A 25,459-nucleotide genomic window follows, 5' to 3' on the forward strand; every position below is an offset into this window, starting at 1 on the left:
GTATAATGCTTGACGCTTCTATATTATTGAGGAATATAGAATTGTTAATTAACATATGAAGAGGAAGGTAAATATGTACAAGATAGCGGTAGCAGGAACAGGTTATGTTGGTCTAGTGGCAGGTGTATGTTTTGCTGAAGTTGGGCATCAAGTAACTTGTGTTGATATTGATGAAAAGAAAGTAGATTTAATGAAATCAGGTGTTTCACCAATCTATGAAGCTGGTTTAGAGGAATTAATGCAAAAAAATTATGCTGCTGGCAGAATTAATTATACAACTAATTATAAATCAGTATATAAAGATGCAGATGCGATTTTTATTGGTGTAGGAACTCCAGAACAAGCTGACGGTTCTGCAAATCTTTCATATATTGCAACTGTTGCAAAGCAAATTGCTGAAAGTATAGAAAAAGATTGCCTTGTTGTTGTAAAGTCAACTGTTCCGATTGGAACGAACGATAAAGTAGAGCAGTTTATTCAGGACTTTTTAGTTAATGATGTGAAAGTAGAAGTTGCATCGAATCCAGAATTTTTAGCTCAAGGTTCTGCTGTTCATGATACGTTATATGCAGAAAGAATTGTCATTGGTACAGAAAGTAAATGGGCTGAAGGAGTATTAATGAATCTTTATAAACCGTTTCATTTACCTATCGTTTCAGTAAATAGACGATCAGCTGAAATGATTAAATACGCTTCTAATGATTTTCTTGCCCTCAAAATTTCTTATATGAATGATATTGCAAATCTTTGTGAATTAGTTGGTGCGGATATCCAAGATGTTGCAAAAGGTATGAGTTTTGATGAGCGTATTGGAAGTAAGTTTTTAAATGCGGGCATCGGTTTTGGGGGATCATGTTTCCCTAAAGATACAAAAGCATTAGAATATTTAGCGAGACAACATGGTTACGAATTAAGAACAGTAAAGGCTACAATTGATGTGAATAAAGATCAAAAGACTTTATTATATAAAAAAGCTAGCCAAAGGTTAATTACTTTTAGTGGTTTAAAAGTAGCGGTACTAGGACTGACGTTTAAACCTGGAACAGATGATTTAAGAGAAGCTGCGTCTCTTGAAAATATCCCTTTACTATTAGAACAAGGTGCAGATATTTATGCGTTTGATCCAGTAGGTGCAAGCAACTTTGCTAAGGTATATCCAGACGGTAAAAATAAAAATGGTAATATTACATATGTTGCTAATGTTGAACAAGCTTTAGAAGGTGCAAACGTCTGCTTTATTTTTACAGAATGGGGAGAAGTGAAAGAATTAGCTCCAGAAAATTATAAGAAGTTAATGAGAACGCCCCTAGTATATGATGGAAGAAATATTTATGATGTTTCAGCGATGCAAGAAGCTGGGATAGAGTATCATTCTATCGGAAGAAAAGCTACAAGTAGAGAATGTATGAGGGAGTCGGATTATATTGAATTACAAGCCTCTAGATAATAGTAAAGTATACCTTGTTACTGGAGCGGCAGGTTTTGTTGGATATTCCTTATCTAAGAAATTATTAGAACAAGGTTGCCAAGTAATAGGTATCGATAATATAAATGATTATTATGATGTAAATCTTAAATATGCTCGTTTAGAGCAACTGAAACCGTATGAGAAATTTACTTTTATTAAAGGTGATATTTCTGATAAGGATATGATTACTAAGCTTTTTGAAGAGTACAAACCAAATATTGTAGTGAATTTGGCTGCGCAAGCTGGTGTGAGATATTCAATTGAAAATCCGGATGTATACATTCAAAGTAATGTTATTGGTTTCTATAATATTCTTGAAGCATGTAGACATTTCCCGGTTGATCATCTTGTATATGCATCATCTAGTTCTGTTTATGGAGCAAATAAAAAGGTTCCTTTCGAGGAAACAGATTTTGTAGATAATCCAGTATCACTTTATGCATCTACTAAGAAATCAAATGAACTAATGGCTCATACGTATAGTCACTTGTATAAAATTCCTGCTACTGGGCTTCGCTTCTTTACGGTGTATGGTCCAATGGGACGTCCAGATATGGCTTACTTTGGTTTTACTGATAAGTATTTTGCTGGTGATTCAATCAAAATATTTAATAATGGTGATTTTGAAAATGATCTATATCGTGATTTTACTTATATAGATGATATTGTTGAGGGGATCCAACGTCTTTTAAGTAATCCACCTAAAGGCGATGTTGAACATAAAGTATTCAATATTGGAAATAATAATCCTGAAAAACTAATGGTATTTATCGAAACATTAGAGAAAGTACTAGGTAAAGCTTTAGGAAGAGAAGTGACATTTGAAAAGGTATTTGAGCCTATCAAACCAGGAGATGTACCGGCTACTTATGCATCAACTGATTTATTACAGAAGGCTGTAGATTTTAAACCTGAAACTTCTATAGAAAAAGGCTTACAGGAGTTCGCTAATTGGTATGTAAAATACTATACAGTAAAATAATCGTGATTCTTTTTGAAAAGGCCACTAGCGGCTTAGAATACTTAAGATATAATATACTTTGATACGCTGGTTATAGCGTATCATTCTTAGTATAATAGACTAAATTAATATTTGTATTATCTGGAGATTTATTCAGAATGATTGAAAGATGAGGTCTATAATAATGAAAAAGAAAATTCTATTTTGGATATTAGGAATCATAGGAGTACTAATTATAGGTGGAGGAGTATACGCTTATAATGTATATTCTAAAGTCTCAAGTACATTAAATGAAGTTCATAAACCTTTAAAGCGTGATCAAGGTAACAAACAAGAAGAAAAAATTAATAAATCTGAACCTGTTTCAATCCTGTTGCTAGGTGCAGATGAACGCGGTGAAGATAAAGGGCGTTCTGATTCTTTAATGGTCATTACTTTAAATCCGAAAAACAATTCTATGAAGACGTTAAGTATCCCTCGTGATACGTATACGGAAATTGTAGGTAAAGGAAAAAGTGATAAAATTAATCATGCTTACGCATTTGGTGGCGTGGATATGTCTGTTGCAACGGTGGAAAAATTCTTGGGTGTTCCTATTAATTATTATATAGAAGTTAATATGGAAGGATTTAAGGATATTGTTGATGCGGTCGGTGGTGTAGATGTTAATAATGACCTAGAATTTTCTCTTGAGGGTCAACACTTCCAAAAGGGAAATATTCATTTAACAGGTGATCAAGCTTTAGCGTATACTCGTATGCGTAAAGAAGATCCACGTGGTGATTTCGGTCGTCAAATGCGTCAACGTCAAGTGATGCAGGCGGTTATTAAAAAGGGTGCAAGTTTCTCTTCACTTACAAGTTATGGTGATGTGTTAACAGCAATCCAAAAGAACGTGAAAACAAACTTAACACAAAATCAAATGTTTGATATGCAGAAGAACTATAAAAATTGCTTGGAGAATAGCGAAGATATTCAAATCCCAGGTGACGGACATAAAGCAGCTGACGGCATTTGGTACTACTATGTTCCAGACGCAGCGAAGCAAGATTTAACGAATAAATTAAGAGCACATCTTGAGCTAAAATAAGTAATATAGTATGAATAAACCCAACTCTTTGGAAAGAGTTGGGTTTATTTTTGCATGTTTTTATATTAGCATTATATAATGTGGTATTAATAGACGAGGTGAATCGATGAGTAAGAAATCAATAGTTATTTTAGTTATGTTCGTATTGTTTGTAGCCTCTATTGCAAGTGGGAAAATGTACTGGAGTAAAAAAGTTGCAAATGCAACAGCGCAAACAAATGAGGTACAAACGACAAAGACTAAAGTAGAGAATATGAAGACGAAAAAAGAAGAGAAGCAAGATGCAAAGTCATCTTTTAATGAAGCATACGCAAAGAACTTGCCAGATGCAGTGAAAGAGAAATTAAAGAAAGCTGCTCAGGATAAAAAGGCAGTAAATCTTGTTATTGTTGGTGATGAAGCTTCTTCATCTGAAAAAGATGCTTGGGTAGCTAAGTTTACTGCTAATTTAGAGGCTTCTTACGGTAAAGGAATATAAGGGTGAAAGTACAGAAGAATTAATCACGAATAAACGTGATAAAGAGATTGCGAAAGAAAATCCAGATGTAATTTTATTTGAGCCACCATTTATTACTGATAACGGAAAAACTGGTAATGGAAATTCTGTAGCGAGTACACAGAAGTTTGTGCAAGCACTTTCTACTAGTACAAAAGGCGTTACAATTATGATTTAACCACCATACACAGTGTATGGTGCGAAGAATTACCCGAAAGCGGTTGAAGCATTAAAACAATTTGCGACGCAAAATGGTTATACATATGTTGATCATTGAGGAGCGTGGCCTGATGCAACAACGAAAGCAATTTTACCGTACTTACAAGCAGAGTTCGGTTTCCCAAGTGCCAAAGGGCATGAAGTTTGGGCGCAATATGTAACGGATTATTTTGTAGCTAAGTAATGAAGGGTATATGAAAGGTATACGAGCAATCGCAAACCTTTTATATTAGTAAAGTAATTAAGAAATCGTAGTAATTATGTGGGAGGAAAACAATGAATTCAATCTTAATCTGCGGCGGAGCGGGCTATATCGGCTCTCACGCTATTAAAAAACTAGTGGATGAAGGTTTATCGGTAGTAGTAGTAGATAACTTACAAACTGGTCATGAAGATGCAATTACGGAAGGTGCAAAATTTTATAATGGTGACCTTCGTGATAAAGAATTTTTAAGAGATGTTTTTAAACAAGAAGATATCGAAGCGGTTATGCATTTTGCAGCTGATTCTTTAGTTGGAGTTAGCATGGAGAAGCCTCTTCAATATTACAATAACAATGTGTACGGTGCGCTTTGTTTGTTAGAAGTAATGGATGAGTTCAAAGTAGATAAGTTTATTTTCTCTTCTACTGCGGCGACTTATGGTGAGGTAGATGTTGATCTTATTACTGAGGAAACTGTAACAAATCCAACGAATACGTACGGAGAGACGAAGTTAGCGATTGAAAAAATGCTTTATTGGTATAGCCAAGCTTCTAATTTAAAGTATAAGATTTTCAGATACTTTAATGTAGCTGGTGCAACGCCAAACGGTATTATTGGTGAAGATCATCGTCCAGAGACACATCTCATTCCTTTAGTTTTACAAGTTGCTTTAGGGCAACGTGAAAAGATTATGATGTTTGGTGAAGACTATAATACACCAGATGGTACTTGTATTCGCGATTATATTCATGTGGAAGATTTAGTAGCAGCCCATTTCCTTGGTCTGAAAGATTTACAAAACGGCGGGGAAAGTGATTTCTATAACTTAGGAAATGGTAATGGCTTTAGTGTAAAGGAAATTGTTGAAGCTGTTCGTGAAGTTACGAATCATGAAATCCCAGCAGAAGTAGCACCAAGAAGAACGGGAGATCCTGCACGTCTAGTTGCTTCTTCACAAAAGGCGAAAGAGAAATTAGGATGGAATCCACAGTATGTAGAGGTTAAAACAATTATTGAACACGCTTGGAATTGGCATCAGAAGAAACCTCATGGCTATGAGAAGTAAGTAGAAATGGAAAAGAGAGGGTATCGTCGTTCAACATATGTTCGACAATACCCTCTCTTTTTCTGTATGATTTTTGCTATACTAAACTGTACTATAATACGGGATGGAAGGAGGATGATGATGAAAATACTTGTAGTTGATGATGAATCGAGTATCCGCAATTTAATTCGGATGCAGTTAGAGATGGAAGGATATGAAGTATTGACGGCAGCTGATGGGAGAGAAGCTTTAGAGAGATGGAATGAGCAGCCGGATGTACTCATTTTAGATGTGATGCTTCCTGATACGGATGGGTATGAGTTATTACGTTTATTCCGAGAGAAGGATCGTGATATCCCAGTGCTTATGCTGACAGCAAAGAGTCAGATGAATGATAAATTGCTTGGCTTGCAGCTTGGTGCGGACGATTATGTGACGAAGCCTTTTAATTATGCGGAGCTTATTCTTCGTGTGAAAAATATGAGTCGGCGTGTGAGGAAGGAGGAAGTGTCTTCTACTCATGAGGTGATCCGAGCAGGGGAATTGGTAATTTGTCCAAAGGAAAGAAAGGTACATGTGAGTGGGCAAGAAATTCAGTTAACGTATCGAGAGTTTAATTTATGTCAGTTGTTTGTTTCGAATCCTCAGCGTGTGTTCATGAGAGATGAGTTGCTTGAGAAAGTATGGGGGTTTGAGTATATCGGAAATACGAGAGCGGTTGATATTATGGTGCAAAGACTTCGAAAGAAACTCAGGAATAGTGGGGAGCATATTAAGACGATTTATGGTGTTGGATATAAGCTTGATTGCTAAAAGGTGATGATATGTCTTTAAAACGAAATATGGTGTTTGGAATAGTTGGATTGTTGATTCCAATTCTTGTTCTTTTGTATGCGGTTGTTTATATTGCACTGGAGAAGAATGTGTATCATAATGCGGCAGATTCCTTAGAAAAGTTAAGTGTGGAAGCGCAAATTTATACGATGAATTATTTAGAGAAGGAAGCAGAAGTAGAGACGCTAGGTCCTAATTCACTTTTAATCGCTTCTTATTTAGCGAAGCGAATGGATGTCCGGGTACAGATGATTGGGAAAAATGGAGATGTTGTTGCAGATACACAAAAGGGAGCATTACTTCATCGAAATATCGACATTGAGAGTTCTTTGAAGGGAAAGAAGTCTTATGTTTTTGAGGAGGGAGACCCCGCTCCAATTCTTTTGTTTTCAAGTCCGGTTTATTATGGAAACGATGTCATTGGAAGCATTCGTTTCATAAATGAGCTAACGGATGAGAAGGAAGTTTTAACGAATGTGAGTTGGACGTTTTTAATGACATCTCTTTGCTTAGTGGCCGCCGGTATTTTCTTTGCGATTCGTTTGGCGAAGTCTCTTCATAAACCAATTGATCAGTTAAGGCAAATGGCGCATCGGCTTGCGAATGGAGATTATGAAAGTAAGATTGAGTTAAATGAGTATGTGGAAATTGCGCAGCTTTCAGCGTCCTTTAATGCGATGGCTGACGGAATTGAACTACATATTAAACAGTTGAAGGAAGAGAAAGAGAAGCAGAAAGATTTCTTAGATCGAATTACGCATGAGTTGAAAACACCGTTAACAGCGATTATCGGTTATGTAGATTTAATTCCGAAGTTACAATCTAAGGAGGATGTGCAGGAGAGTCTCCGTTATGTGGCTGTAGAAAGTGAGCGTCTATTATCACTTGTAGAGGAATTACTTAAGTCTTCAAAGTACGGGAAGAGTACGTTTGAAGTGTCACCTACAGTCGTGAATATAAAGGAATTGGCGGAAGAAGCAGTTTCGATTGTGAAACTCAGGTTGCGGCAGTTTGAAATTGAAGTTATGAATGAGTTAATGGAAGTACACGTCGTTGCGGATTTTGATAAGACGAAGCAAATTTTCTTGAATGTGCTTGATAATGCGATTAAATATAGTGATGCTACGCGAGTTCGTATGAATGTAATTATAAATGAGCAGGAAGCAAAGGTTTTTGTTCATGATGATGGTATTGGTATGGATGAAGGTGTGCTTGCAGAGTGGAATGAGTCTCCGGAAGGTAAGGTGCTTCCTTCTAGTTACGGGAATGGCTATGGTTTATACATTTGTCAGGAGATTATGAAGAAGCAAGGCGGGAGTATGCGAATTGAGAGTAGTGAAGAAATGGGAACTACAATATGTATGACATTTTTACTCCCAAGACGGATGGAAGACATAAAAAACTTGAAAGCGGTTAAATGATACATTTATGAAACAATTATGCGGTATTTTCGAAACAACGTTTTTTTATCTTGGAGGTAGGCAGAAATGAAAAGGCTATCATTTCAAATTCTTGTGTTTGTCTTTTGTATGATCGTTTCTCTTATTTTGTTTTATGTTATTGAGAAGCAAATATATAATCGAATCACGATTGTGGATGACAAACAAGCCGTTTTACAAAGAGTGAATGAATCCCTTCCTACTGAAGTGAAAGTAAGGCATGAGAAGTGGGGAGAAATTGTTGTAACGGATGAAGTTCGTTTGCATACGATTGTTTCATTCTTTGACCGAATTCGAGTAGAACCGAGAGAAGCGAGGAATCAAGAACAAGTATTTACTGGAGAAGTAACGTACTTGAATGGACATAAACGTACTTTTGCAGTAGGTGACTTGTTCCAGTATGAGGCTAATGTATACGGAAAGAATGGTACGGATCCGATGATCTCAGTATTGCAAACGTATTTGTTAAGTCTGTATTATACACCAGAGCGCATTAGTAATTTCTTTGCGGAGGCAAAGGAAGTTGTAGTGAGGCAAGGGGATGTAATACGTACTATAGATCTTACGCAAATATTTGATTCTATTCGATACGCAAAGCAAATTACAGATTACGGAGAAATTCAGAAATTATTACAATCACAGGATGAACCGACTGCTTATATTACTGCCTATAAAACAGGCAAGCGTGTAAAGAATGAGCGAGAGGATATTCTTACGATTTCTGTGTATCCATCGTACTTTGTTGTGCAATATCTCGGTGATAATAACGGGAATGTCATGTATATGAAAGGCTCTCTAGCAGAGTTATTCGTAAAGGAGAATGCGTCATGAGAAAGATAGCCTTTTTCTTCTTTTTGCTAGTAATTGGAGGAGCGATGTCTAGTTGCTCTCGAGATACAACCTCTATTAAATATAATAAAAGTGGTCTCCCTATTTTGGAGGATCGTCATCTTGTTGCATATGTAGCGGCCCGCGAGGAAGTTGGTGAGGCATTGCTTTCATCATTTTGTAAACCGCGAGGATGTACGTATGAATTTATTCGTCTTTCGACAGAAGAACTTCTTCGAAGAGTGGAAGAGGAATCTGGAAATCCGAAAGCGGATATTATTATTGGCGGTACAGTAGATGCACATCAAATGATGAAGCAAAAAGATCTGTCTATTCCTGTGACGAGCCAGCATGCGAATCGTATTTCAAAAACTGTTAAAGATAAAGATGGTTATTGGTACGGTTACGAAGTAGAGAAATTGGCAATCGCAATTAATAAAGAGCGGTGGAACGAAGAAATAGCACCGCTCGGTCTACCGTATCCATCCAGGTGGCAAGATTTATTAAACTCTGCGTACACTGGAAAGATTGTTATGCCAGATCCAAATGTTTCGGGTACTGCATATACGTTTTTTCAATCACTTATTGATACTTTAGGTGAAGAGGAAGCGAAGGCGTATGTGAAGCATCTTGCAGGACAGGTTGGAGAAGTAACCGTGAATGGTTACATACCAGCAGAACTTGTGGCAAGTGGTGAATATATGATAGGCATCAATTTTATGGGAGATCAGAGAATGCTTCAAAAACGAGGCTTTCCTATTTTAAGTAACGAACCTGAGCAAACAGGTTTGTCTGTCAATGCGATTTCAAAACTAAAACGTGCACCGAGTGGTATTATTGCGGATTTATTTATTGATTATTGTTTATCAGAAGAAGCGGGTCACATTTTAGAAAAAGTTTCGTTTGGCGTACCAACGATGTTTGCGAAGAATGAGAAAGAAATAGAAGGACAGCCGGTTAGAAGGACGAACCAAAATATATCAAATAGTGGAATAATCGAGATGTGGAATAGACAGCGTCTCTCTCAAAAGTGAGAAAAGGAGACGAGAGTATATGTTTAAATGGCTTAAGCCAGCACCTGCAATTGAGAGATTACCAGCGGATATGATCGCTAAAGTATATACATTACTACGTATTCGTGTGTTAATCGGAATCTCAGTTGGATATGCTGCTTATTATTTAGTTCGCAGTAATTTTACGTTATCAAGTACGTATTTAGTACAAGAATATGGTTTTAGTACAGCTGAAATTGGACTACTAGGTTCAGTAATGGCGATTGTTTATGGATTTAGTAAGTTCTTTATGGGGAATTTATCAGATAAAGCTTTTGCCCAGCGCTTTATCGCAGTCGGATTATTCTTATCAGGGCTTGTAAATATTTGTTTCGGGTTTGCATCTTCTTTTGGAATGATTGTTACATTACTTGTCCTGAACGGTATTGTACAAGGTATGGGAGCACCACCTTGTAGTATCGTTATGACGAAATGGTTCTCAAAGAAAGAACGTGGTACGAAAACAGGCATTTGGAATATTTCACATAACGTTGGCGGAATGCTTGTGCCACCACTTGTCGGAATCGGTGTAGGCATTTTCGGTGAAAGTCATTGGCAAGGCGGCGTGTTTATTTTCCCAGCGATTATCGCAATGGTAATTTCAGTTCTTGTTTGGATCAATGCGAAGGATACACCAGAGTCTGAAGGTCTTCCTCCAATTGATGAGTATCGTAATGACTATGAAAATCTTGAAAAAGCAGATAATGCTAACAAGATGTCACCAAAAGAAATTTTAATGAAATACGTAGTGAAAAATAAATTTGTATGGTTCTTATGTATTGCGAATGCATTTGTTTATTTAATTCGTTTCGGTGTTATTAACTGGGTCCCACTTTATTTAACGACAGTTAAAGGTTTTTCAAAAAATGAAGCACATGCAGCATACGCAATCTTTGAAGGTATGGCAATTCCAAGTTCATTAATTGTTGGTCTTTTAAGTGATAAATTATTTAAAGGGAAACGTATGCCATTGTGTATTATTAGTATGGTTGGAGTTGTTATTGGTACGTTTGTATATTGGCAAGCAACTAGCGTACTTGTTGTAAGTATTGCCGTTTCTATTATCGGATGTTTAATTTACGTACCACAGTTCTTAATCGGTTTAAGTGCGATGGAATTAGTACCGAAATTTGCAGTAGGTACGACAGTTGGTATGTGTGGTCTGTTCGGTTATGTGGGCGGAAGTCTTGTAGCAAACGCAGCAATCGGTGTTATTGTTGATCGTTCTGGCTGGGACGGTTGCTTCATCTTACTATTAACAGGTGCCGTTTTATCAACAATCTTCTTGTTCATCGTTCAACGTGGGCACGAGAGAAAAGATACAAAAGTAGCGTAATAGTTAGTTAGAAAAGCTATCCAAAGATTATTTTGGATAGCTTTATTTGTATAAAATAACAATCCCTTAAAACTATCTGAAAAGATAAGGTGTCATATTTCCGATCATTAGAAGTTTTGTTGCAATATAATTGATTGTGTAAAACGTTATAAAGTGGGTGTAATAATATATATAAGTTTACTATAAAGTATCATCATGTATAAATGGCTTCAGGATAACCGATAATGTTTGTAAAAAGCATAAGAGGAGAACAATACGCTATACCATATAAAATACAAAAATCACATCTTTTAAGATTTTATAAATGTTATTATAATATAAACTCCGACAGTGAAACATTCAGCTCCGTTAATGATAACTTCAGCATTGACAGTCGAACATTCAGCTCCGTTAATAATAACTTCAGCATTGACAGTCGAACATTCAGCTTCGTCTATGATGATATCAGCTTTGACTAGCAGAGTGTTATTTTAAATAAGATAATCTTTTTATTATACCATAAGGTCTTTGTTTTTATCCGCTGTCTATGGAGGAAATGTTTCTCTGCTTGTAATACAGTGAGACAGTTGTCTACTTATTTTTAAAAGGTTTTGTAGACATGTATGATTTTCTTTTGTTCGGAATAGCTATAAGTCAATATTTGTAGACAAAAAGAATATAGTCTCAAAAAACGTCTACTTTTCGAGACATTTTTTTTGAGACTATTGTCGCATGTTTTTATTCGGGTGAAACTTTAGTATAGGGGAGATGAACTTATAAACGTAGACTTTTTAATACTAAAGTGTAGGACTTATGCTTATATGGTTTATTCATTAATCACCTTGGTTGGAACGGCTGCTTCCTGTTGCTATTAGCAGGTGGCATTTTATCAACAATCTTCTTGTTCATCGTTCAACGTGGGCACGAGAGAAAAGGTACAAAAGTAGCGTAATGGTTAGAAAAGCTACCCAAAGATTATTTTGGATAGCCTTATTTATATAAGGTAATCTTTTCCTTAAAACTATCTTAAAAGATAAGATGTCATATTTCTAATCATTGGTATTTTTGTTACAATATAATCGAATGTGTAAAACTTTGTAAAAGTAATGTAATATTATGTAATTGTTTTTCAGAAAGTTTTATACAATTCGACTGTTTATTAAACTATTAAGTTATAAAAGGAGAGAGAATATGTTACCAAATACGGTTCGTACTCCAAACAAGAAGAAGAAATGGATTATTGTCGGGGTTATTGCACTAATTGTTATTGTAGCAGCAATGAATATTTTTGTTATGCAAGGTAAGAAGAAAGGTACGGCGAAGACAGATGCTGTAAGTTTTGAGAAAGTAACGGAGCGTAAACTTAATAATACGAAGTTAATTTCGGGTCAGGTGAAGCCGGGGAATATTGAAAGCTTCTATGCGGATCCAACTAAAGGAAAAGTGAAAGATATTGCGGTGAAAGAAGGGCAAGAGGTAGAAAAAGGAACGAAACTCTTCTCTTATGATAATGAAGAAATTAATCTACAGATGAAGCAAGCTGAGCTTGATCAGAAGATGGCTGATATGCGTTATGATCAAGGGAAAAAGAAGATTGATTCGTTGAAGAAAGAAATTAAGAAGGCAAAAGATAGTGGGGCTGGGAAAGAAGTAACAGACCCAATGGAAGAGCAAGTAAGTGAGTTAGAAATAGCGCAAAAAACAACTGACCTTGAGAAAGAGAAAGGGAAGTTACAGAAAGAAGAGTTAAATAAAAAGCAGAAAGAGCTTACGATTTATAGTAATTTTACTGGTGTTGTTCAAAAGTTAGATAAAGATGCGGCACAAAGTTCATCTCAAGCGTTAGGTGGACAAGGAAAGGCGTTTTTACAAGTTGCTTCTAAAGATCCGTTCCAGGTTCAAGGTACGTTAACTGAGCTTCAAAAGTCACAAATTCAAAAGGATCAAACATTTACTGTAACTGCGAAAGCAAATAATAAGAAGAAGTGGACAGGTAAGATTACAGAGGTAAGTGAATTCCCAACGAGTGCAGAGATGGCTCAAGCTGGTGGTGTAGGCGAAGCGACTCAAAATATGTCTCAATATACATATAAGGCAAGCCTTGATAGCCAAGATGGTTTATCTCCAGGTTATCACGTTTCATTGCAAGTAAATTTAGAGAATAAGACGATGATTGCTGTTCCAAGTAAGAGCATTGTAGAAAAAGGCGATGATGCATTTGTTTATGTTGAGGATAAAGGAAAGCTTCGTAAACAAAATGTGAAAAAAGGTTCTACTGATGGAGATTGGACAGAGATTGTTGAAGGCGCAAAAGTGGGGCAAAAGGTGGTTAAAAATCCTTCCGACGACGTGTATGACGGAATGGAAGTGAAAGAGAAATGATTACGTTAAATAATATTGCTAAGACGTATTATCAAGGAAAGCTTGCGGTACCGATTTTGCATGGTATTAGTTTAACGATTCAGAGCGGTGAATTTGTTTCGATTATGGGGCCGTCTGGTTCTGGTAAATCAACGCTTATGAATATTATCGGTTGTTTAGATCGTCCAACAGAAGGCGAATATATGCTGAATGATGTGAATATCTTAACAGCAGACGAATCAAAGCTTGCTTTAATTCGTAATGAGTATATTGGTTTTGTGTTCCAGCATTTTAATTTGCTGCCGCGTCTTTCAGCAGTAGAAAATGTTGAACTTCCGCTTGTATACGGTGGCGTGAAGAAAGCAGAGCGTCGTCAAAGAGCCCTAGAAGCGCTTGGTAAAGTTGGTTTATCCGACAGAGTTCATCATTTGCCAAATGAGTTATCAGGTGGACAGAAGCAGCGTGTCGCTATTGCGAGGTCGATTGCGAATAATCCAACGTTCATTATGGCCGATGAGCCGACAGGTGCGCTTGATACGAAGTCTGGTGAGCAAGTTATGGACATTTTCACGAAGCTCAATGCAGAAGGTACGACGATTGTTATGGTTACGCATGAAGAAGAGGTCGCGGCTTATTCTTCCCGCCGTATTGTACTGCGAGATGGGAAAATTACAGAAGATAGAAGGTGTGCGGTATGAGTTTACTAGATAGTATGAAAATCGCCTTATCTTCTATTCTAGCTCATAAACTGCGTTCTGCTCTTACGATGCTCGGTATTATTATCGGCGTTGGTTCTATTATTACTGTCGTTGCGATTGGGCAAGGCGGGGAAGCAATGTTAAAGTCAAAAATTGCTGGTTCTGGTAATAACCTTATGCCAATTCAGTTTAAGCCGGATATTAATGATGAGTTTAGTATGGGTGGATTTGAAATACCGAAGTTAACGGAAGAAGATATTCTAGAAGTAAGACAAGTGAAAGATGTTTCACACGTTATTACGACAAACCAGTCATCAGAGACACTGGATGTAAATGATAAAAAAGCAACGCTGAATGTCATTGGGCTTGATAATGAATATTTTGCGGTAAATAAAGTAAAGGTCGTAAAAGGACGTACTTTAAATGAATCAGATATTTCTCATGCGAATAACGTTGTGATGATTAGTACAAAAACAGAAGAGACGTTATTTAAGGACGTAAATCCAGTTGGACAAATTATCGAGATGAAGGGACAGCCGATGCAAATTATCGGTGTGTACAGATCTGATAATGAGTTTATGGGCTTTGAAATGGAAGAAGGGTTAATCCCGCTTACGTTATGGCCTGTTTTATACGGAACGGATGATATCCAAAGCATCGCAATTCAATCTAAAAATGTAGACAATTTAGAATCCGCTGGGAAACAAGCTGTTGATGTATTAAATAGTCGTAAGCCAAGTGAAATTCCAGGTAAATATGAACTAGTAAACTTAAAAGAATTCCAAGAAGGAGTTTCTAAAGTTACTAATATCATGACGATGATCATCGGCGGTATCGCTGGTATTTCATTAGTCGTTGGTGGTATCGGTGTTATGAATATTATGCTCGTATCTGTAACGGAGCGTACGCGCGAAATTGGGATACGTAAAGCACTTGGAGCAACACGTAGTAAAATTTTATTACAGTTTTTAATTGAAGCAGTTATGTTAACACTTCTAGGTGGTTTAATCGGAATTGGTCTTGGATATGGCGGGGCATATATCGTTTCCACATTTGCGAAATGGCCACCTCTCGTTTCATGGGAAGTTGTCGTTGGAGGCGTACTGTTCTCTATGACATTAGGTATTATTTTCGGATTAATTCCAGCAAACAAAGCTGCGAAATTAGATCCGATCGAAGCGCTGCGTTATGAATAAATTGTAGTAGAGAGGGATTCTCTACTACACATTACCGTTCTAGTGGGCGGTTCGTAGCCTCTAAATGAGGATGTGAACCGCCCGTTAGAACGGGTTATATAAATAGAGGGAGGCGTTATAATGGAAATGAATATTAATACGCAAGATGCAGGTGCGAAGAAGCCGTCATTATTTGGAATGGTTACTTCTCCAGGCTTACAGTTTGAGAGAATGAAGACAAAAAGCCCAGTCTGGGGAGGGTTTTTCTTATTTCTTTTAATGGGGACAATCTTATCAGCAGCGGTAGCTTATTTAGGGTTACTTAATACTCCGGAGCTAGCGAAGCTGGTTAAGGATGATACGACGGGGATAATGAAGTGGACTACACTTGGATTTGGATCTATTGGAGGTCTAGTTGGAACAGCTGTTGGTCTTTTTGTGGTAGCAGGATTTTATAAAGTTATTATGATGTTTATGAGCAATGATACTCCATATATGAAGATATTATCTATTTATATATATGCAAATGTTGTCTTTTATGTTGGTAGTCTTCTTAATGTAGCTTTAGGATATATTCTTGGTGGGAATGGTGCTGATAAATATACAAGTTTAGGGCCTTTATTTGAACAAGGAACAATTGCATATGGTATTGGTTCTGCATTTGAAGTCTTTAACATTTGGAGCTTAATTTTAACTGGCTTAGGCTTGCATATCGTTGCTGGTTTAAGTAAAAAACAAGCAATAATTTTAATTTCTATATTCTTTATCCTTACAATTGGGTTTAGTATGTTAGGTGGCATGTTCTCTGATTTTGGTGCATAACATATTATTTTAAAAAGGTGACTCTCTCGAGAGTCACCTTTTTTATTTTTACCCCTATTTCAAATACCCCCATCAGAATTTCAAATACTGCCTAGTATAACTTCAAGTTCCGTCAGCAGTATTTGAAATTACTCACAATGAAATTTCTTTTTTTATTTTATATTGTAGAGGTACCGCGGAATACTGAAGAGGTATACCTTTTAGAAACGGGTACTTTGTGAAGCCAGAGACTTTTGCAGATACGGTTGTTTTGTATGAAGGTATGATTGTAAATCAAATAAAGAGGTTAAATATTTACCAAGATTATGAAGAGTATTATCAATGTGGTTTAATTGGCCTTTGGCATGCTTATGAAAGATATGAGGAGGAGAAAGGTAGTTTTCCTGCTTATGCGGTTGTAACGGTACGTGGTTATATATTGGAGAGGTTGAAGAAAGAATGTGTAGTGCAAGAGAGGTATGTATGCACTGATCAGTATGAGGAACGATTTGAGTGTGAAGATGTAGGAACGAGGGCGAAGGACTTTATGAGTGTGTTAGATGATAGGGAGAAGCACATCATTTCAGAGCGGTTCTTTGTAGGGAAAAATATGGGGGAGATAGCCAATGAAATAGGGATGACGTATTATCAAGTGAGATGGTTATATCGACAAGCGCTTGAGAAAATGCGAGATAGTGTAAGGGGATAAGAATAATAAATAGAATGGAAGGCAAGGGAAATATTGCGTTCCAGTCTATTTGCTTTAATACAGTAAATGTGGCAAGAGGTTTTTTACGTGTAGTGAATCTTTCATGTTCATTCGGGATAATACATGCCCAGCTTTCAAGAATTGTTGCTGCAACTTATGAGGGCTGATTAGTATTGTTACGGTAGTTCCATTTGAAAAATGAATAATCGATGTTTTAGTTTTCCTAAAAAACTCTATATCATCTATATGGTTATAGAACAACCAAATACAGTTTGGAGAAGAAGGGGATTCTGTTGGGAAAACGCAAATATATTCTCTATGATTAATTGGAATCGGAACATTTCGTTTGAAATTAAAGTTTGCTTGGACTGCATGCCGTCTACCTTGATAAGTAGAATGAACATTTGTTAGACAAGATTTCTTTATAAGTTGGATAGCTGTTTGGCAAGAGTGCAGGGGGTCACCGCTACTGTCAATAATTGTTGTCCGGTAATAAGGGTATTTGCAAGGTTCGAGCATCATTGTAGAACGAGAAATAAAAACATCATTTTCTATCCATGATTCTTAATCATCCCTTATAGAGTTTAACTCGTATATAATTATATACGAATTATGTAAAGTCACTATTAATCTTCTGTTGCGTATTGTAAATTTTTACTGTTCGTTTACAATCAATAGATGATAGTCTTTCTAATTTGTATTGCTTGTACATATATATGAAAATAGAAAAGAGTAGGCGGTGATATAGCATGAAGAAAAAGTATATTATTATGGTTCTAGCTGTTGTTCTCTTAGTTTATTTAGCAAATAGTAATCCGGGTAAGGGTGAATATACGGATTGGGCAGCAAAACAATTTATGAAGCGTAATGATGTGAGTAAGAAGCTAGACGAGGTTGAGAAAGAAAACAAAGAGGGTATACTTGGCGATATAGCATCGGCGGGAAAGAAATTGGCAAATAAGTATGTTGAGCCACAAGTTGGATTATTAATCGATCATTATACAAAGCGAAATGATTATATTTTCTTCTCGACATATAAGACAGAGTTTGATGTAGGCGGAGAGAATTATAAGTATGTTTGCGTTGGTTTTTCAAACATCTTTATCCCGATTGAAATGCCGAAGAAAAAAGACGAATCTGCAAAATAATGCAGATTCGTCTTTTTGATTTACGGAGTAATCTGAACTTCAGATATGTTTTTTTCTATGAGGCGAGCTCCTTTTTTACGAGCATTTTCACCAATTGATGAAAATACAGATGAAGAAATAATGGTATCCATCACTTGATTTACGACTAGTTCATTTACTGGTGTCATGGGATTTTCGATAGAAAAGGCTACTGTTTTTCCATCTTCTTTCACGAAAATTAACTCTAGTACTTGCATGTTTTATTCCCTCCTTTTTATTTATCCAGCAACCGCCCGTTTGGTGTGGGCTAATAATCAGTGGGGTAAGCACCCCCCACTGATTAAAGTTTCACTTTACAGGTTAGAAAGATCTGACGTGCTTACAAGTTGTACAGCTTGAAGTGATGATTGTTGTAGTGAAGCAAGAGCACGTGCTACTTCATGCACTTTGCCTAAATCTGCATTTGTTTTCACACGTTTGAATTGTTTGTTCTTTAAAACTGTTTTACCGTTTTTGTCAAATCCTCCGTTTAATACAAGGCGTAAAGTTAAATCCATTACGATTGTTTCAACTGCCATGTTTATCACCCCCTTTCACTTTATAAATAGGGGGTAAATGTCATGTTTTGGCGTGAAATTTTTTCTTTTTTTTGTTACTCTTAAAAGACTAAGAGAGGAGCTTTCGGGAGAATGAATCGTAAATGGTTATTTTGGATTCCTGTATTACTATGGATGGGGATTATTTTCTATTCCTCAGCACAGCCATATAAAAAACAGGATATGCGCTCAGATATTGAGCAATATGTAAATGCTGAGTTTGTGAAAGAGCATTTTTCATGGGTATCTATCGATTATGGCGGAGGTACACCTGTTAGCATCGCAAATAAAGGTGTAAGTGGATTTGTTGAGTTTTTCCTTCGTAAAGGTGCTCATTTTATGGTGTTCTTTATGCTCGGTTCATTGACGTATTACGCTTTTCATCGATCGGGTTATTCGAGAAAAAGATGCTTTGTATACGCCCTCCTTTTCGTTGCAGGGTATGCAACATTTGATGAAATTCATCAATGGTTTACAGGAGATCGTACACCGATGTGGCAAGATTCATTGCTTGATACGTGCGGCGGGTTAACAGGAATTATAATAAGCAATTGGTTTTGGCATAGAAAAAGGAGCTAATCTCATTTAGAGATTTGCTCCTTTTTGATTTATACGCCAAGTAATTCTTTTAGTTCGTCTGTTGATAGTTCGGTCATCCAACTATCGCTTGTAATGACGGCGTTGTTTAATGATTGTTTTCTTTCTAACATTTCATCAATTTTCTCTTCAAGCGTTCCTGTTGTAATGAGTTTATGAACGTGAACGAAGCGTTTTTGACCAATACGATATGCACGGTCTGTTGCTTGGTTTTCTACAGCTGGATTCCACCAACGGTCATAGTGAATGACATGGTTGGCAGCAGTTAAGTTCAATCCTGTTCCGCCGGCCTTTAACGATAAGATGAAGATGTCATACGTTCCGTTTTGGAACTGCTCGATCATCTTGTCACGTTCTTTCTTCGGCACACTCCCGTTTAAGAAGAGGACACGCTGACCGAAAGTTTCTTCTAGCACACGTTTTAGCATGTTCCCCATGCCAATGTATTGAGTGAAGATTAGGCAACTTTCATTTTGGTCTTTTATATTTTCGATGAGCTCCATTAACGTTTTTGTTTTCATAGAGCGTTCGATGATATCTTGTGGTTCTTCTTCTTTCAAATAAAGGGCTGGATGATTACAAATTTGTTTTAGCTTGTTCAGCATAAGTAATATAAATCCACGTCTTTCAATTCCGCTTAATCCTTCTACATTTTGTAATGTATCTTGAACAAGTTGTTCATATAAGGAAGCCTGTTCACCAGTTAGTGGACAATAAGCTTTTTGTTCTTGTTTATCTGGCAAGTTTAATGCGACTGTTTGATCTTTTTTCGTACGACGCAGTAAAAATGGCGAGATAAATCGTTGTACTTGCTGGATTTTTCCTTCATCACGGTCCTTTTCAATCGGCGTGACGAAGCGGCGCTGGAATTGTCCTAAGCTTCCGAGATACCCATGATTGATAAAGTCGAAAATAGACCAAAGCTCAGCAAGGCGGTTTTCCATTGGTGTACCGGTTAAAGCAATTTTGTGATTTGCTTGTAGGTTTCTTACTGCTTTCGACTGTTTCGTATGCGGGTTTTTTATATTTTGTGCTTCATCTAAAATAACAGCATCCCAGCATAAGGTACTAAGTTCTTCTTCATCAAGCTGAGCTAATGCATAAGAAGTTAATACAACATCTGCTGATTGAAGGAAGTCTTTAAATGACTCATCCTTAGCTCGGTTACCCCCGTAATGTAACTGAACACGTAAATTTGGTGCGAAACGCTCAAATTCTTTTTGCCAATTTCCAAGGACTGATGTTGGTGCAACAATTAATGCAGGTCCTGTTTGGAGATTATTTTCTTTAGCGTATAGTAAGTAAGTTATCGTTTGAATACTTTTTCCAAGTCCCATATCATCGGCTAATAATGCTCCAAATCCAAGCTTTCGTAAGTATAGCAACCATTCAATACCGTGTTGTTGGTATGGACGGAGTGTTGCTTGTAGCGAAGAGGGTACATCTACTTTTGGAATATCTCCAATGTGCAGAAGTTTTTGGAAAAGCTCTTCATAATATCCATCTAGTTCAATTTCAATATCGGTAAACGGACTATCGTCTTCTACAATTTCTGTTTCCGCGGTGTTAGATAAATGTTGCTGCAACACGTCTTTCATTTCTAGTCCATATTTATCTGCACGGTTCATTAGTTTTTTTACTTCTTCAATAAAGGCAGGATCAAGTCTCATCCATTGACCATTTAAATTGAAAAGGCGTTTGTTCTGCTCAACAAGTTCAAAAAATTCGCTTTCTGATAAATCAATTCCGTCCGTTGAAATGCGCCAGTCGAAATTCACGAGCGTATTCATGCCGAAGAAAGATTGTGTTTGTGCTGTACTTTGCTTCAGCTGTACACGTAACTTCGGTTTTGTTGCTTTTAAATTTTGCCACCATGATGGTAGTAAAATTGTAATACCTGCTGCGAGTAATTCATTACTTGCTTCGGTTAAGAAGTTCCAAGCTTCTGTTTCAAAGAGTTCTTCCCTGAACTTGTCGTCCTCTTTTAGCCACGGTATGAGCCTACTGAATCCTTCTTGTGTTTCAAGAATACGTTCTTCGTAATCGTGCCATCTTTTTGGCAAGGAATCGATATTCTCATATACATATATGCGATGCGCACCACGTTTTGGCGTAACGATTGTTTCGAGCTTCCACATTTCAAATTCTTCTTGTGGTTCTTGAAGTCTTAATCCAACTATAAATGGAAGATCATCTTCAATGTAACCAATTTTTCGAAGCCAATCTTCTTCATGTAGTGCTGCTTCCAATTGTCTTTTCGTAAAGTCGTAATGTTCATATAGTCTCTTTGCATCTTCCCAGCCATCATTTGAGCGACTATCTTGCAAAATACTTTCGTTCACAGCTGAAGTGAAAAGTGATGCTAACGTGTCATCTTCAATTGGGGTATTCTGAACTTTCCAAGATGGCTGATGAGACCAACGCTCCATATTGGGTACGAAGCTTCCACTTACGAAAGCGTCCCATAATTCATTTGCATCCTTTGTAAGTGCTGTAATGGGACCGTTCATTTGCATATTTGCAAATGAGTTCATCGGTTTATTTGCGATGTATTCAAATGCTTGCACATTCGTTAGCATAACGCCTTGTTTACCTTCATACGTTGCTTCTTTTAGAAACGTGCCGTAGAAGGAAGTAGAGTGCCATGTGAATGCATTTTGTTTCCAAATTGCTACGGATAAGGGAGCACCGCTATCATCTTCTCCCCAAAGGAACCAACCTTGACTAACGTGCTGGAGCCTAATTGTTACTTCAGTTTGTATGATCATCGATTAATTTTCCTTTCCGTAATTCCTCTTGTAGTGCGCGCAGACGTGAATGTAAATTAGCAATGTGAATAATGAAGGCATCCCATTCATCAGTTCGTTGCAGTCGTTTATAAAGCATACGTAATTTCTTTAAGTAACGAACGGCACGTCTATATGATTTGCGATTCCGTTCTTCAATTGCTTCTGTTGCGGCAAGGTGATAAAGAGGAAGTGCTGCTTCAGGCGCTTCTTTTTCAATATCTTTCAATGGTTCTTTCAAAAGTTCGATTGCCTCAAATCCATATAAGAGATGCAGTTCTGCCCATGCACGGTATTGTTTTTTCGCTAGTACGTATTGTTCGTAATTTGCGAAACTATACGGTAATAGTTCTTGTAAAATCATTTCTAATCCCGCTTGTTCATTCGTGTGTGTTGCATACGTTTCATACATCATTACAAATAACCGAACGATATCTTGTATGAAGACGGTATTCTCTTGTTCGAGTATTGTTTTCTTTACTTGTTTATACGTAAAGGAAAGCCAGTTTTTCCCGCGATCCCACTGCATTGCACTTAATAACTCTTCTAACCAATAAAAATAAAGGCTTACGACAGAGGCAGGCTGTTTTTCGAGTAATTCCATTGCCAATAAATCTTCGCTATTTAAAAAGAGCAGGTGAGAAGAGGCTAATGCTTTGGAAAGTGGATTAATTTTAGTATCAATCCGTGTTTCTTCTTCTTTTAGCTGCTCTTCTGTTCTTAACAATTCACCCCATATGTGACGATAAATGAAGAATCGCTCTTGTGTATAGGCATCGGTAGAGAAGAATACTTCATGCGTGAGTCGAGCTGTTTCTTGTAAAATCGGTTCGGATTCCGCCGGAAGCGCTTCTGTTTTTAAGTCCCTAACGATAGATTCAACTTTATCAACGAATAGACGAACGACGTTAACTGGTTGGTGATAAGAATATAGTTTGTTTGCTTCAAATTCTTGAATTTCTTCTAATAATTTTTGAAAGCAATAAAGTGCCGCGTGCAATTTAAATAATTCATGAATAGCAATGACGCGTGGAGCTTTCCGTTCTAATTTTGTATAGAAGTCTGTAAAAAGACTCATAAGAAAATACATTTGTTTATAAGTGAGCCGAGCCTGTTCCTTTTTAAATGATTCAAATTCATTTTCAAAGTATGTGTGCCAGCTTTTATAATCCATTTCTTCAAAAGCTGATGATTGCAATACTTGTCTTGCAGTTCGAATAGGAGGAAGGGAAGGTTTCGTATTATTTTTAAATAAAGTTAATACGTCTCCTACCTGCCCAAAACTTGAAGCTGCAGATAGTAACACAGCAAGCATATGCTCACATTGCGTTGGCGCAAAGCAATCGCAATAGCTTTCAGCGACATTACGAATCGGGATGTGAACGCTATATACACTACCTTCAGCATCTACAGTTCCTGATAGCGTATAGCCATCAAAGTCAACGTTATAGACAACACCACTACGATATAGGTGCCGAGCTGTAGCGACATGCTCCTGATCAGCAACTTGCTGCGGATCAAGCCCTTGAACGAACTCATTCGCAATCATCATAATTTCATCTTTCGTAATTGAGTGTTGCAGCATAATATTCCTCCGTACACAGATTTCTTTCCTTTACCATTATAAACAAAAAATGCTCAAAACAGAAAAAATGAAATTCTAATTACACAATTAGAAAATCATGGTAATATATATGAAGTTAATTTTGCATATTACTATATATTTATAGGGAGAGAGTTAGCTTGTCAGATTTACAGACGAAATTAGGTAGTGGAATGAATAAGTTACAAGAGGGGATAGGACAAGGAAAGCAGAAGTTGCAAATTGCACAAGAAATTGTTCAATTGAAAAAGGGAATGCAAGTGCAAATGCAGATATCGCAGAGGTTGATGACGTAAATGATGGATTCCATTATGGTTTATTATTACTTGTGATTCCGTTATTCCTTATGTTTAGCGCAGGTAGAAAGTTAGCAGAATTACCGACTACTAATATGTATATTACACTAGCGGTATGCAGTGGCTCTTACACAATTATGATGATTGTAATGAACATAATTTCTAAGTTCCGAATTGATGTATCTGGAAATGTAATGAATTTATTCGAGGCAAGTGGCACGGTGCTATCTATGCAAAATTCATTTATATATTTAACTTTGTTTAGTTTCATTGTGACATATGTAGCGGCGTTCGCTGGAATGAAATTAGCTAAGAAATAGGGGGAGAGCATATTGAAGTTTTGTGGAACTTGTAAAAATCAGCTTGCAGACCGTTTGAACTTTTGTCCTGAGTGTGGAAGTAAAGTAGAAGAAATTGCTGATCAAACAGCTTCTTCTCATTCAGAAATGAGTAGAGAAACAAAGCGTGTGAAAAGTAAGAAAAACATGTTTTTACTTATAGGTTTTGTCATTGTTGTTGCTATTTTGTTTGGCGCATATAAATTTGGTGCAAGCAAGTTTTCGAAGGAAAAGCAAGTAAATGCAATGATTGAAGCATTCCAAAAGAAAGATGTGAATGCAATCGATGAGTTTTTGAAAGTAGACGATCCAAGCTTAAAAGTGAAGACAGAAGATATTAAAGCTTACATACGTTATTTAAAGGATAATCCTTCGTACAATAAAGCATTACTGTCTTATTTACAAAAAGAAACAGTAAATCAAAAGTTAGCAAGTGATAATGCATCTTTTAAAGATGGGCAAATTATAGAAGACGGGAAAGAGTGGTTCTTATATCCGAAGTATAAGTTCAGCATGAAATCTTATTACATGAGTGTTAGCACAACTGCAAAGAATGCTGAAATATATGTAAATGATAAAAAAGAAACAGAGCTTTCTAGTGGTAAAACCTCAAAAGAATTAGGTCCATACTTCCCAGGTGCTTATGTTGTAAAGGCGAAGGCGAAGACAGAACTTACTGAATTAGAGACAGAAAAAGAAGTAGATCTAGCAGACGAAAAGAATGGGACAGTAGAAGTGAATTTGTCACTTGAAGGAAATTATGTAACCATTTCTTCCGATGAAAGCGACGCAACTGTTTTTGTTAATGGTAAGAAACGCGGAAAATTAAGTTACGGTAGCTATAAACTTGGTCCTGTACCGACAGATGAAACGGTAGAAGTACATTTAGAGAAAAACACTGATTTTGGTGTCATTAAATCTGAAAGCATCAAAGTTGGAGACCAAAGCACATATTATTTAAGGTTCCCGAAAGAAGCTTCAAGCTCAGCAGTTGGTGACTTTGTACAAAATCATATTTATAATAACGTGCGTGCAATTGCATTAAATGATTTTAGCTTAATTGAAAGTGATTATGATAAGAGCGGGAAATCGTATAAGGAAGACCGTGATTACTTGCAATATCTACACAAAAAAGGAATTACAGAAGATTTATTAACAATGGAAATTCGTAATGTAGAGCGTCAAAGTGAAACGAAATATAAAGTAACGACATATGAAGAATATCATATTCGTTATGGTGATGGCTCTGTAAAATTCAAAAGCTTTAATAATGACCATATCGTTACTGTTAATGGAAATGGAAAGATATTGTACCATTCTCTTGGAGCGAATAATACGCTGAGGTCAGAGGAAGTATCTGGTCCGACTCGTTAATATAAGAGAGAGACTGTTCAATTTTGAACAGTCTCTTTTTTATGTAGC

The 25,459-nt window shown here is 36.7% G+C and carries 22 protein-coding genes and 3 pseudogenes; 20 read left to right on the forward strand and 5 right to left on the reverse strand.

The window, feature by feature from the left end:
• Window positions 1-73: 73 nt before the first annotated feature.
• From Q3V31_RS20245 to Q3V31_RS20315, 15 genes and pseudogenes are all read left to right on the forward strand, one after another.
• Window positions 74-1,447, forward strand: coding sequence for a UDP-glucose dehydrogenase family protein (locus tag Q3V31_RS20245; protein ID WP_329766608.1), 1,374 nt, complete (start codon window positions 74-76; stop codon window positions 1,445-1,447).
• On the forward strand, window positions 1,425-2,450 hold the full coding sequence (locus tag Q3V31_RS20250) for an SDR family NAD(P)-dependent oxidoreductase (protein ID WP_329766609.1): 1,026 nt from the start codon (window positions 1,425-1,427) through the stop codon (window positions 2,448-2,450). Before Q3V31_RS20245 ends, Q3V31_RS20250 begins: the two co-directional genes overlap by 23 nt.
• Before the next feature lie 163 nt (window positions 2,451-2,613).
• Entirely contained in the window at window positions 2,614-3,519 is a 906-nt protein-coding gene (gene tagU / locus Q3V31_RS20255; protein ID WP_329766610.1) for a polyisoprenyl-teichoic acid--peptidoglycan teichoic acid transferase TagU, read from the forward strand.
• 106 nt (window positions 3,520-3,625) lie between these two features.
• Window positions 3,626-4,418 (forward strand): annotated as a pseudogene (locus Q3V31_RS20260) (SGNH/GDSL hydrolase family protein).
• Between the two features lie 92 nt (window positions 4,419-4,510).
• Complete coding sequence (gene galE / locus Q3V31_RS20265; protein ID WP_329766611.1) at window positions 4,511-5,503, forward strand: UDP-glucose 4-epimerase GalE; 993 nt, start codon at window positions 4,511-4,513, stop codon at window positions 5,501-5,503.
• A 120-nt stretch (window positions 5,504-5,623) separates the two neighbouring features.
• Complete coding sequence (locus Q3V31_RS20270; RefSeq protein ID WP_329766612.1) at window positions 5,624-6,295, forward strand: response regulator transcription factor; 672 nt, start codon at window positions 5,624-5,626, stop codon at window positions 6,293-6,295.
• Window positions 6,296-6,306: 11 nt separating this feature from the next.
• Window positions 6,307-7,737: a HAMP domain-containing sensor histidine kinase gene (locus Q3V31_RS20275; RefSeq protein ID WP_070145540.1), complete on the forward strand. Its 1,431-nt coding sequence runs from the start codon at window positions 6,307-6,309 to the stop codon at window positions 7,735-7,737.
• Window positions 7,738-7,803: 66 nt separating this feature from the next.
• A complete protein-coding gene (locus Q3V31_RS20280; RefSeq protein WP_329766613.1) occupies window positions 7,804-8,586 on the forward strand; it encodes a DUF3919 family protein in 783 nt (260 codons plus the stop codon).
• Window positions 8,583-9,617, forward strand: coding sequence for an ABC transporter substrate-binding protein (locus Q3V31_RS20285; protein WP_329766614.1), 1,035 nt, complete (start codon window positions 8,583-8,585; stop codon window positions 9,615-9,617). The genes Q3V31_RS20280 and Q3V31_RS20285 overlap by 4 nt, the downstream gene beginning before the upstream one ends.
• A 19-nt stretch (window positions 9,618-9,636) precedes the next feature.
• Window positions 9,637-10,971, forward strand: a complete 1,335-nt coding sequence (gene pgtP / locus Q3V31_RS20290) for an MFS transporter (RefSeq protein WP_016130900.1) — start codon at window positions 9,637-9,639, stop codon at window positions 10,969-10,971.
• Between the two features lie 1,170 nt (window positions 10,972-12,141).
• The gene (locus Q3V31_RS20295) at window positions 12,142-13,332 is read left to right on the forward strand and encodes an efflux RND transporter periplasmic adaptor subunit (protein WP_329766615.1); all 1,191 of its coding nucleotides are present in this window, start codon (window positions 12,142-12,144) and stop codon (window positions 13,330-13,332) included.
• Window positions 13,329-14,009 (forward strand): ABC transporter ATP-binding protein, encoded by a 681-nt coding sequence (locus Q3V31_RS20300; RefSeq protein WP_000631628.1) that lies wholly within the window; start codon window positions 13,329-13,331, stop codon window positions 14,007-14,009. Before Q3V31_RS20295 ends, Q3V31_RS20300 begins: the two co-directional genes overlap by 4 nt.
• Window positions 14,006-15,205, forward strand: coding sequence for an ABC transporter permease (locus Q3V31_RS20305; RefSeq protein WP_016130898.1), 1,200 nt, complete (start codon window positions 14,006-14,008; stop codon window positions 15,203-15,205). Before Q3V31_RS20300 ends, Q3V31_RS20305 begins: the two co-directional genes overlap by 4 nt.
• Before the next feature lie 120 nt (window positions 15,206-15,325).
• Window positions 15,326-16,006, forward strand: a complete 681-nt coding sequence (yknW, locus tag Q3V31_RS20310) for a YknW family membrane protein (RefSeq protein WP_016130897.1) — start codon at window positions 15,326-15,328, stop codon at window positions 16,004-16,006.
• Window positions 16,007-16,223: 217 nt separating this feature from the next.
• Window positions 16,224-16,694 (forward strand): sigma-70 family RNA polymerase sigma factor, encoded by a 471-nt coding sequence (locus Q3V31_RS20315; RefSeq protein WP_289360800.1) that lies wholly within the window; start codon window positions 16,224-16,226, stop codon window positions 16,692-16,694.
• 54 nt (window positions 16,695-16,748) lie between these two features.
• Here Q3V31_RS20315 and Q3V31_RS20320 read toward each other — a convergent pair whose 3' ends face one another.
• On the reverse strand, window positions 16,749-17,216 hold the full coding sequence (locus tag Q3V31_RS20320) for a competence protein ComK (protein ID WP_329766616.1): 468 nt from the start codon (window positions 17,214-17,216) through the stop codon (window positions 16,749-16,751).
• A gap of 227 nt (window positions 17,217-17,443) precedes the next feature.
• Here Q3V31_RS20320 and Q3V31_RS20325 point away from each other — a divergent pair, with 227 nt between their 5' ends.
• Window positions 17,444-17,842 carry a DUF4359 domain-containing protein gene (locus Q3V31_RS20325; protein WP_002191205.1) on the forward strand — a complete coding sequence of 133 codons (399 nt, stop codon included), beginning with the start codon at window positions 17,444-17,446 and terminating at the stop codon, window positions 17,840-17,842.
• 20 nt (window positions 17,843-17,862) lie between these two features.
• Here Q3V31_RS20325 and Q3V31_RS20330 read toward each other — a convergent pair whose 3' ends face one another.
• Together Q3V31_RS20330 and Q3V31_RS20335 are read right to left on the reverse strand one after the other, a co-directional pair.
• Window positions 17,863-18,078, reverse strand: a complete 216-nt coding sequence (locus Q3V31_RS20330) for a DUF2922 domain-containing protein (RefSeq protein ID WP_016130895.1) — start codon at window positions 18,076-18,078, stop codon at window positions 17,863-17,865.
• A gap of 96 nt (window positions 18,079-18,174) precedes the next feature.
• Window positions 18,175-18,399, reverse strand: a complete 225-nt coding sequence (locus Q3V31_RS20335) for a DUF1659 domain-containing protein (protein WP_098216054.1) — start codon at window positions 18,397-18,399, stop codon at window positions 18,175-18,177.
• A 111-nt stretch (window positions 18,400-18,510) separates the two neighbouring features.
• On the opposite strand from Q3V31_RS20335, the gene Q3V31_RS20340 reads away from it, so the two are divergent.
• A complete protein-coding gene (locus Q3V31_RS20340) occupies window positions 18,511-18,996 on the forward strand; it encodes a VanZ family protein (RefSeq protein WP_016130893.1) in 486 nt (161 codons plus the stop codon).
• Window positions 18,997-19,025: 29 nt separating this feature from the next.
• Here the strand turns inward: Q3V31_RS20340 and Q3V31_RS20345 are convergent, their stop codons facing one another.
• Window positions 19,026-21,782, reverse strand: coding sequence for a DEAD/DEAH box helicase (locus Q3V31_RS20345; protein WP_016130892.1), 2,757 nt, complete (start codon window positions 21,780-21,782; stop codon window positions 19,026-19,028).
• Window positions 21,766-23,385, reverse strand: a complete 1,620-nt coding sequence (locus tag Q3V31_RS20350) for an SWIM zinc finger family protein (RefSeq protein ID WP_090813784.1) — start codon at window positions 23,383-23,385, stop codon at window positions 21,766-21,768. Before Q3V31_RS20350 ends, Q3V31_RS20345 begins: the two co-directional genes overlap by 17 nt.
• A 158-nt stretch (window positions 23,386-23,543) precedes the next feature.
• Between Q3V31_RS20350 and Q3V31_RS20355 the strand changes: the two are divergent.
• From Q3V31_RS20355 to Q3V31_RS20365, 3 genes and pseudogenes are all read left to right on the forward strand, one after another.
• A pseudogene (locus Q3V31_RS20355) lies at window positions 23,544-23,675 on the forward strand (zinc ribbon domain-containing protein); the annotation flags it as partial.
• A pseudogene (locus Q3V31_RS20360) lies at window positions 23,633-24,019 on the forward strand (zinc ribbon domain-containing protein); the annotation flags it as partial. The pseudogenes Q3V31_RS20355 and Q3V31_RS20360, both read left to right, overlap by 43 nt.
• A gap of 12 nt (window positions 24,020-24,031) precedes the next feature.
• Window positions 24,032-25,411, forward strand: coding sequence for a zinc ribbon domain-containing protein (locus Q3V31_RS20365; RefSeq protein WP_090813785.1), 1,380 nt, complete (start codon window positions 24,032-24,034; stop codon window positions 25,409-25,411).
• The last annotated feature ends 48 nt before the right edge of the window (window positions 25,412-25,459 follow it).

Origin of the sequence: Bacillus nitratireducens, assembly GCF_036320425.1 — a bacterium.
GTDB classification, from domain to species: Bacteria; Bacillota; Bacilli; order Bacillales; family Bacillaceae_G; genus Bacillus_A; species Bacillus_A nitratireducens.

Excerpts from the sequence above, each read along its gene's own strand:
- Q3V31_RS20245 (WP_329766608.1), top strand. The coding sequence starts at position 74 with ATGTACAAGATAGCGGTAGCAGGAACAGGTTATGTTGGTCTAGTGGCA.
- tagU (WP_329766610.1), top strand. The coding sequence starts at position 2,614 with ATGAAAAAGAAAATTCTATTTTGGATATTAGGAATCATAGGAGTACTA.
- galE (WP_329766611.1), top strand. The coding sequence starts at position 4,511 with ATGAATTCAATCTTAATCTGCGGCGGAGCGGGCTATATCGGCTCTCAC.
- Q3V31_RS20270 (WP_329766612.1), top strand. The coding sequence starts at position 5,624 with ATGAAAATACTTGTAGTTGATGATGAATCGAGTATCCGCAATTTAATT.
- Q3V31_RS20275 (WP_070145540.1), top strand. The coding sequence starts at position 6,307 with ATGTCTTTAAAACGAAATATGGTGTTTGGAATAGTTGGATTGTTGATT.
- Q3V31_RS20280 (WP_329766613.1), top strand. The coding sequence starts at position 7,804 with ATGAAAAGGCTATCATTTCAAATTCTTGTGTTTGTCTTTTGTATGATC.
- Q3V31_RS20285 (WP_329766614.1), top strand. The coding sequence starts at position 8,583 with ATGAGAAAGATAGCCTTTTTCTTCTTTTTGCTAGTAATTGGAGGAGCG.
- pgtP (WP_016130900.1), top strand. The coding sequence starts at position 9,637 with ATGTTTAAATGGCTTAAGCCAGCACCTGCAATTGAGAGATTACCAGCG.
- Q3V31_RS20295 (WP_329766615.1), top strand. The coding sequence starts at position 12,142 with ATGTTACCAAATACGGTTCGTACTCCAAACAAGAAGAAGAAATGGATT.
- Q3V31_RS20300 (WP_000631628.1), top strand. The coding sequence starts at position 13,329 with ATGATTACGTTAAATAATATTGCTAAGACGTATTATCAAGGAAAGCTT.
- Q3V31_RS20305 (WP_016130898.1), top strand. The coding sequence starts at position 14,006 with ATGAGTTTACTAGATAGTATGAAAATCGCCTTATCTTCTATTCTAGCT.
- yknW (WP_016130897.1), top strand. The coding sequence starts at position 15,326 with ATGGAAATGAATATTAATACGCAAGATGCAGGTGCGAAGAAGCCGTCA.
- Q3V31_RS20320 (WP_329766616.1), bottom strand. The coding sequence starts at position 17,216 with ATGATGCTCGAACCTTGCAAATACCCTTATTACCGGACAACAATTATT.
- Q3V31_RS20325 (WP_002191205.1), top strand. The coding sequence starts at position 17,444 with ATGAAGAAAAAGTATATTATTATGGTTCTAGCTGTTGTTCTCTTAGTT.
- Q3V31_RS20330 (WP_016130895.1), bottom strand. The coding sequence starts at position 18,078 with ATGCAAGTACTAGAGTTAATTTTCGTGAAAGAAGATGGAAAAACAGTA.
- Q3V31_RS20335 (WP_098216054.1), bottom strand. The coding sequence starts at position 18,399 with ATGGCAGTTGAAACAATCGTAATGGATTTAACTTTACGCCTTGTATTA.
- Q3V31_RS20340 (WP_016130893.1), top strand. The coding sequence starts at position 18,511 with ATGAATCGTAAATGGTTATTTTGGATTCCTGTATTACTATGGATGGGG.
- Q3V31_RS20345 (WP_016130892.1), bottom strand. The coding sequence starts at position 21,782 with ATGATCATACAAACTGAAGTAACAATTAGGCTCCAGCACGTTAGTCAA.
- Q3V31_RS20350 (WP_090813784.1), bottom strand. The coding sequence starts at position 23,385 with ATGCTGCAACACTCAATTACGAAAGATGAAATTATGATGATTGCGAAT.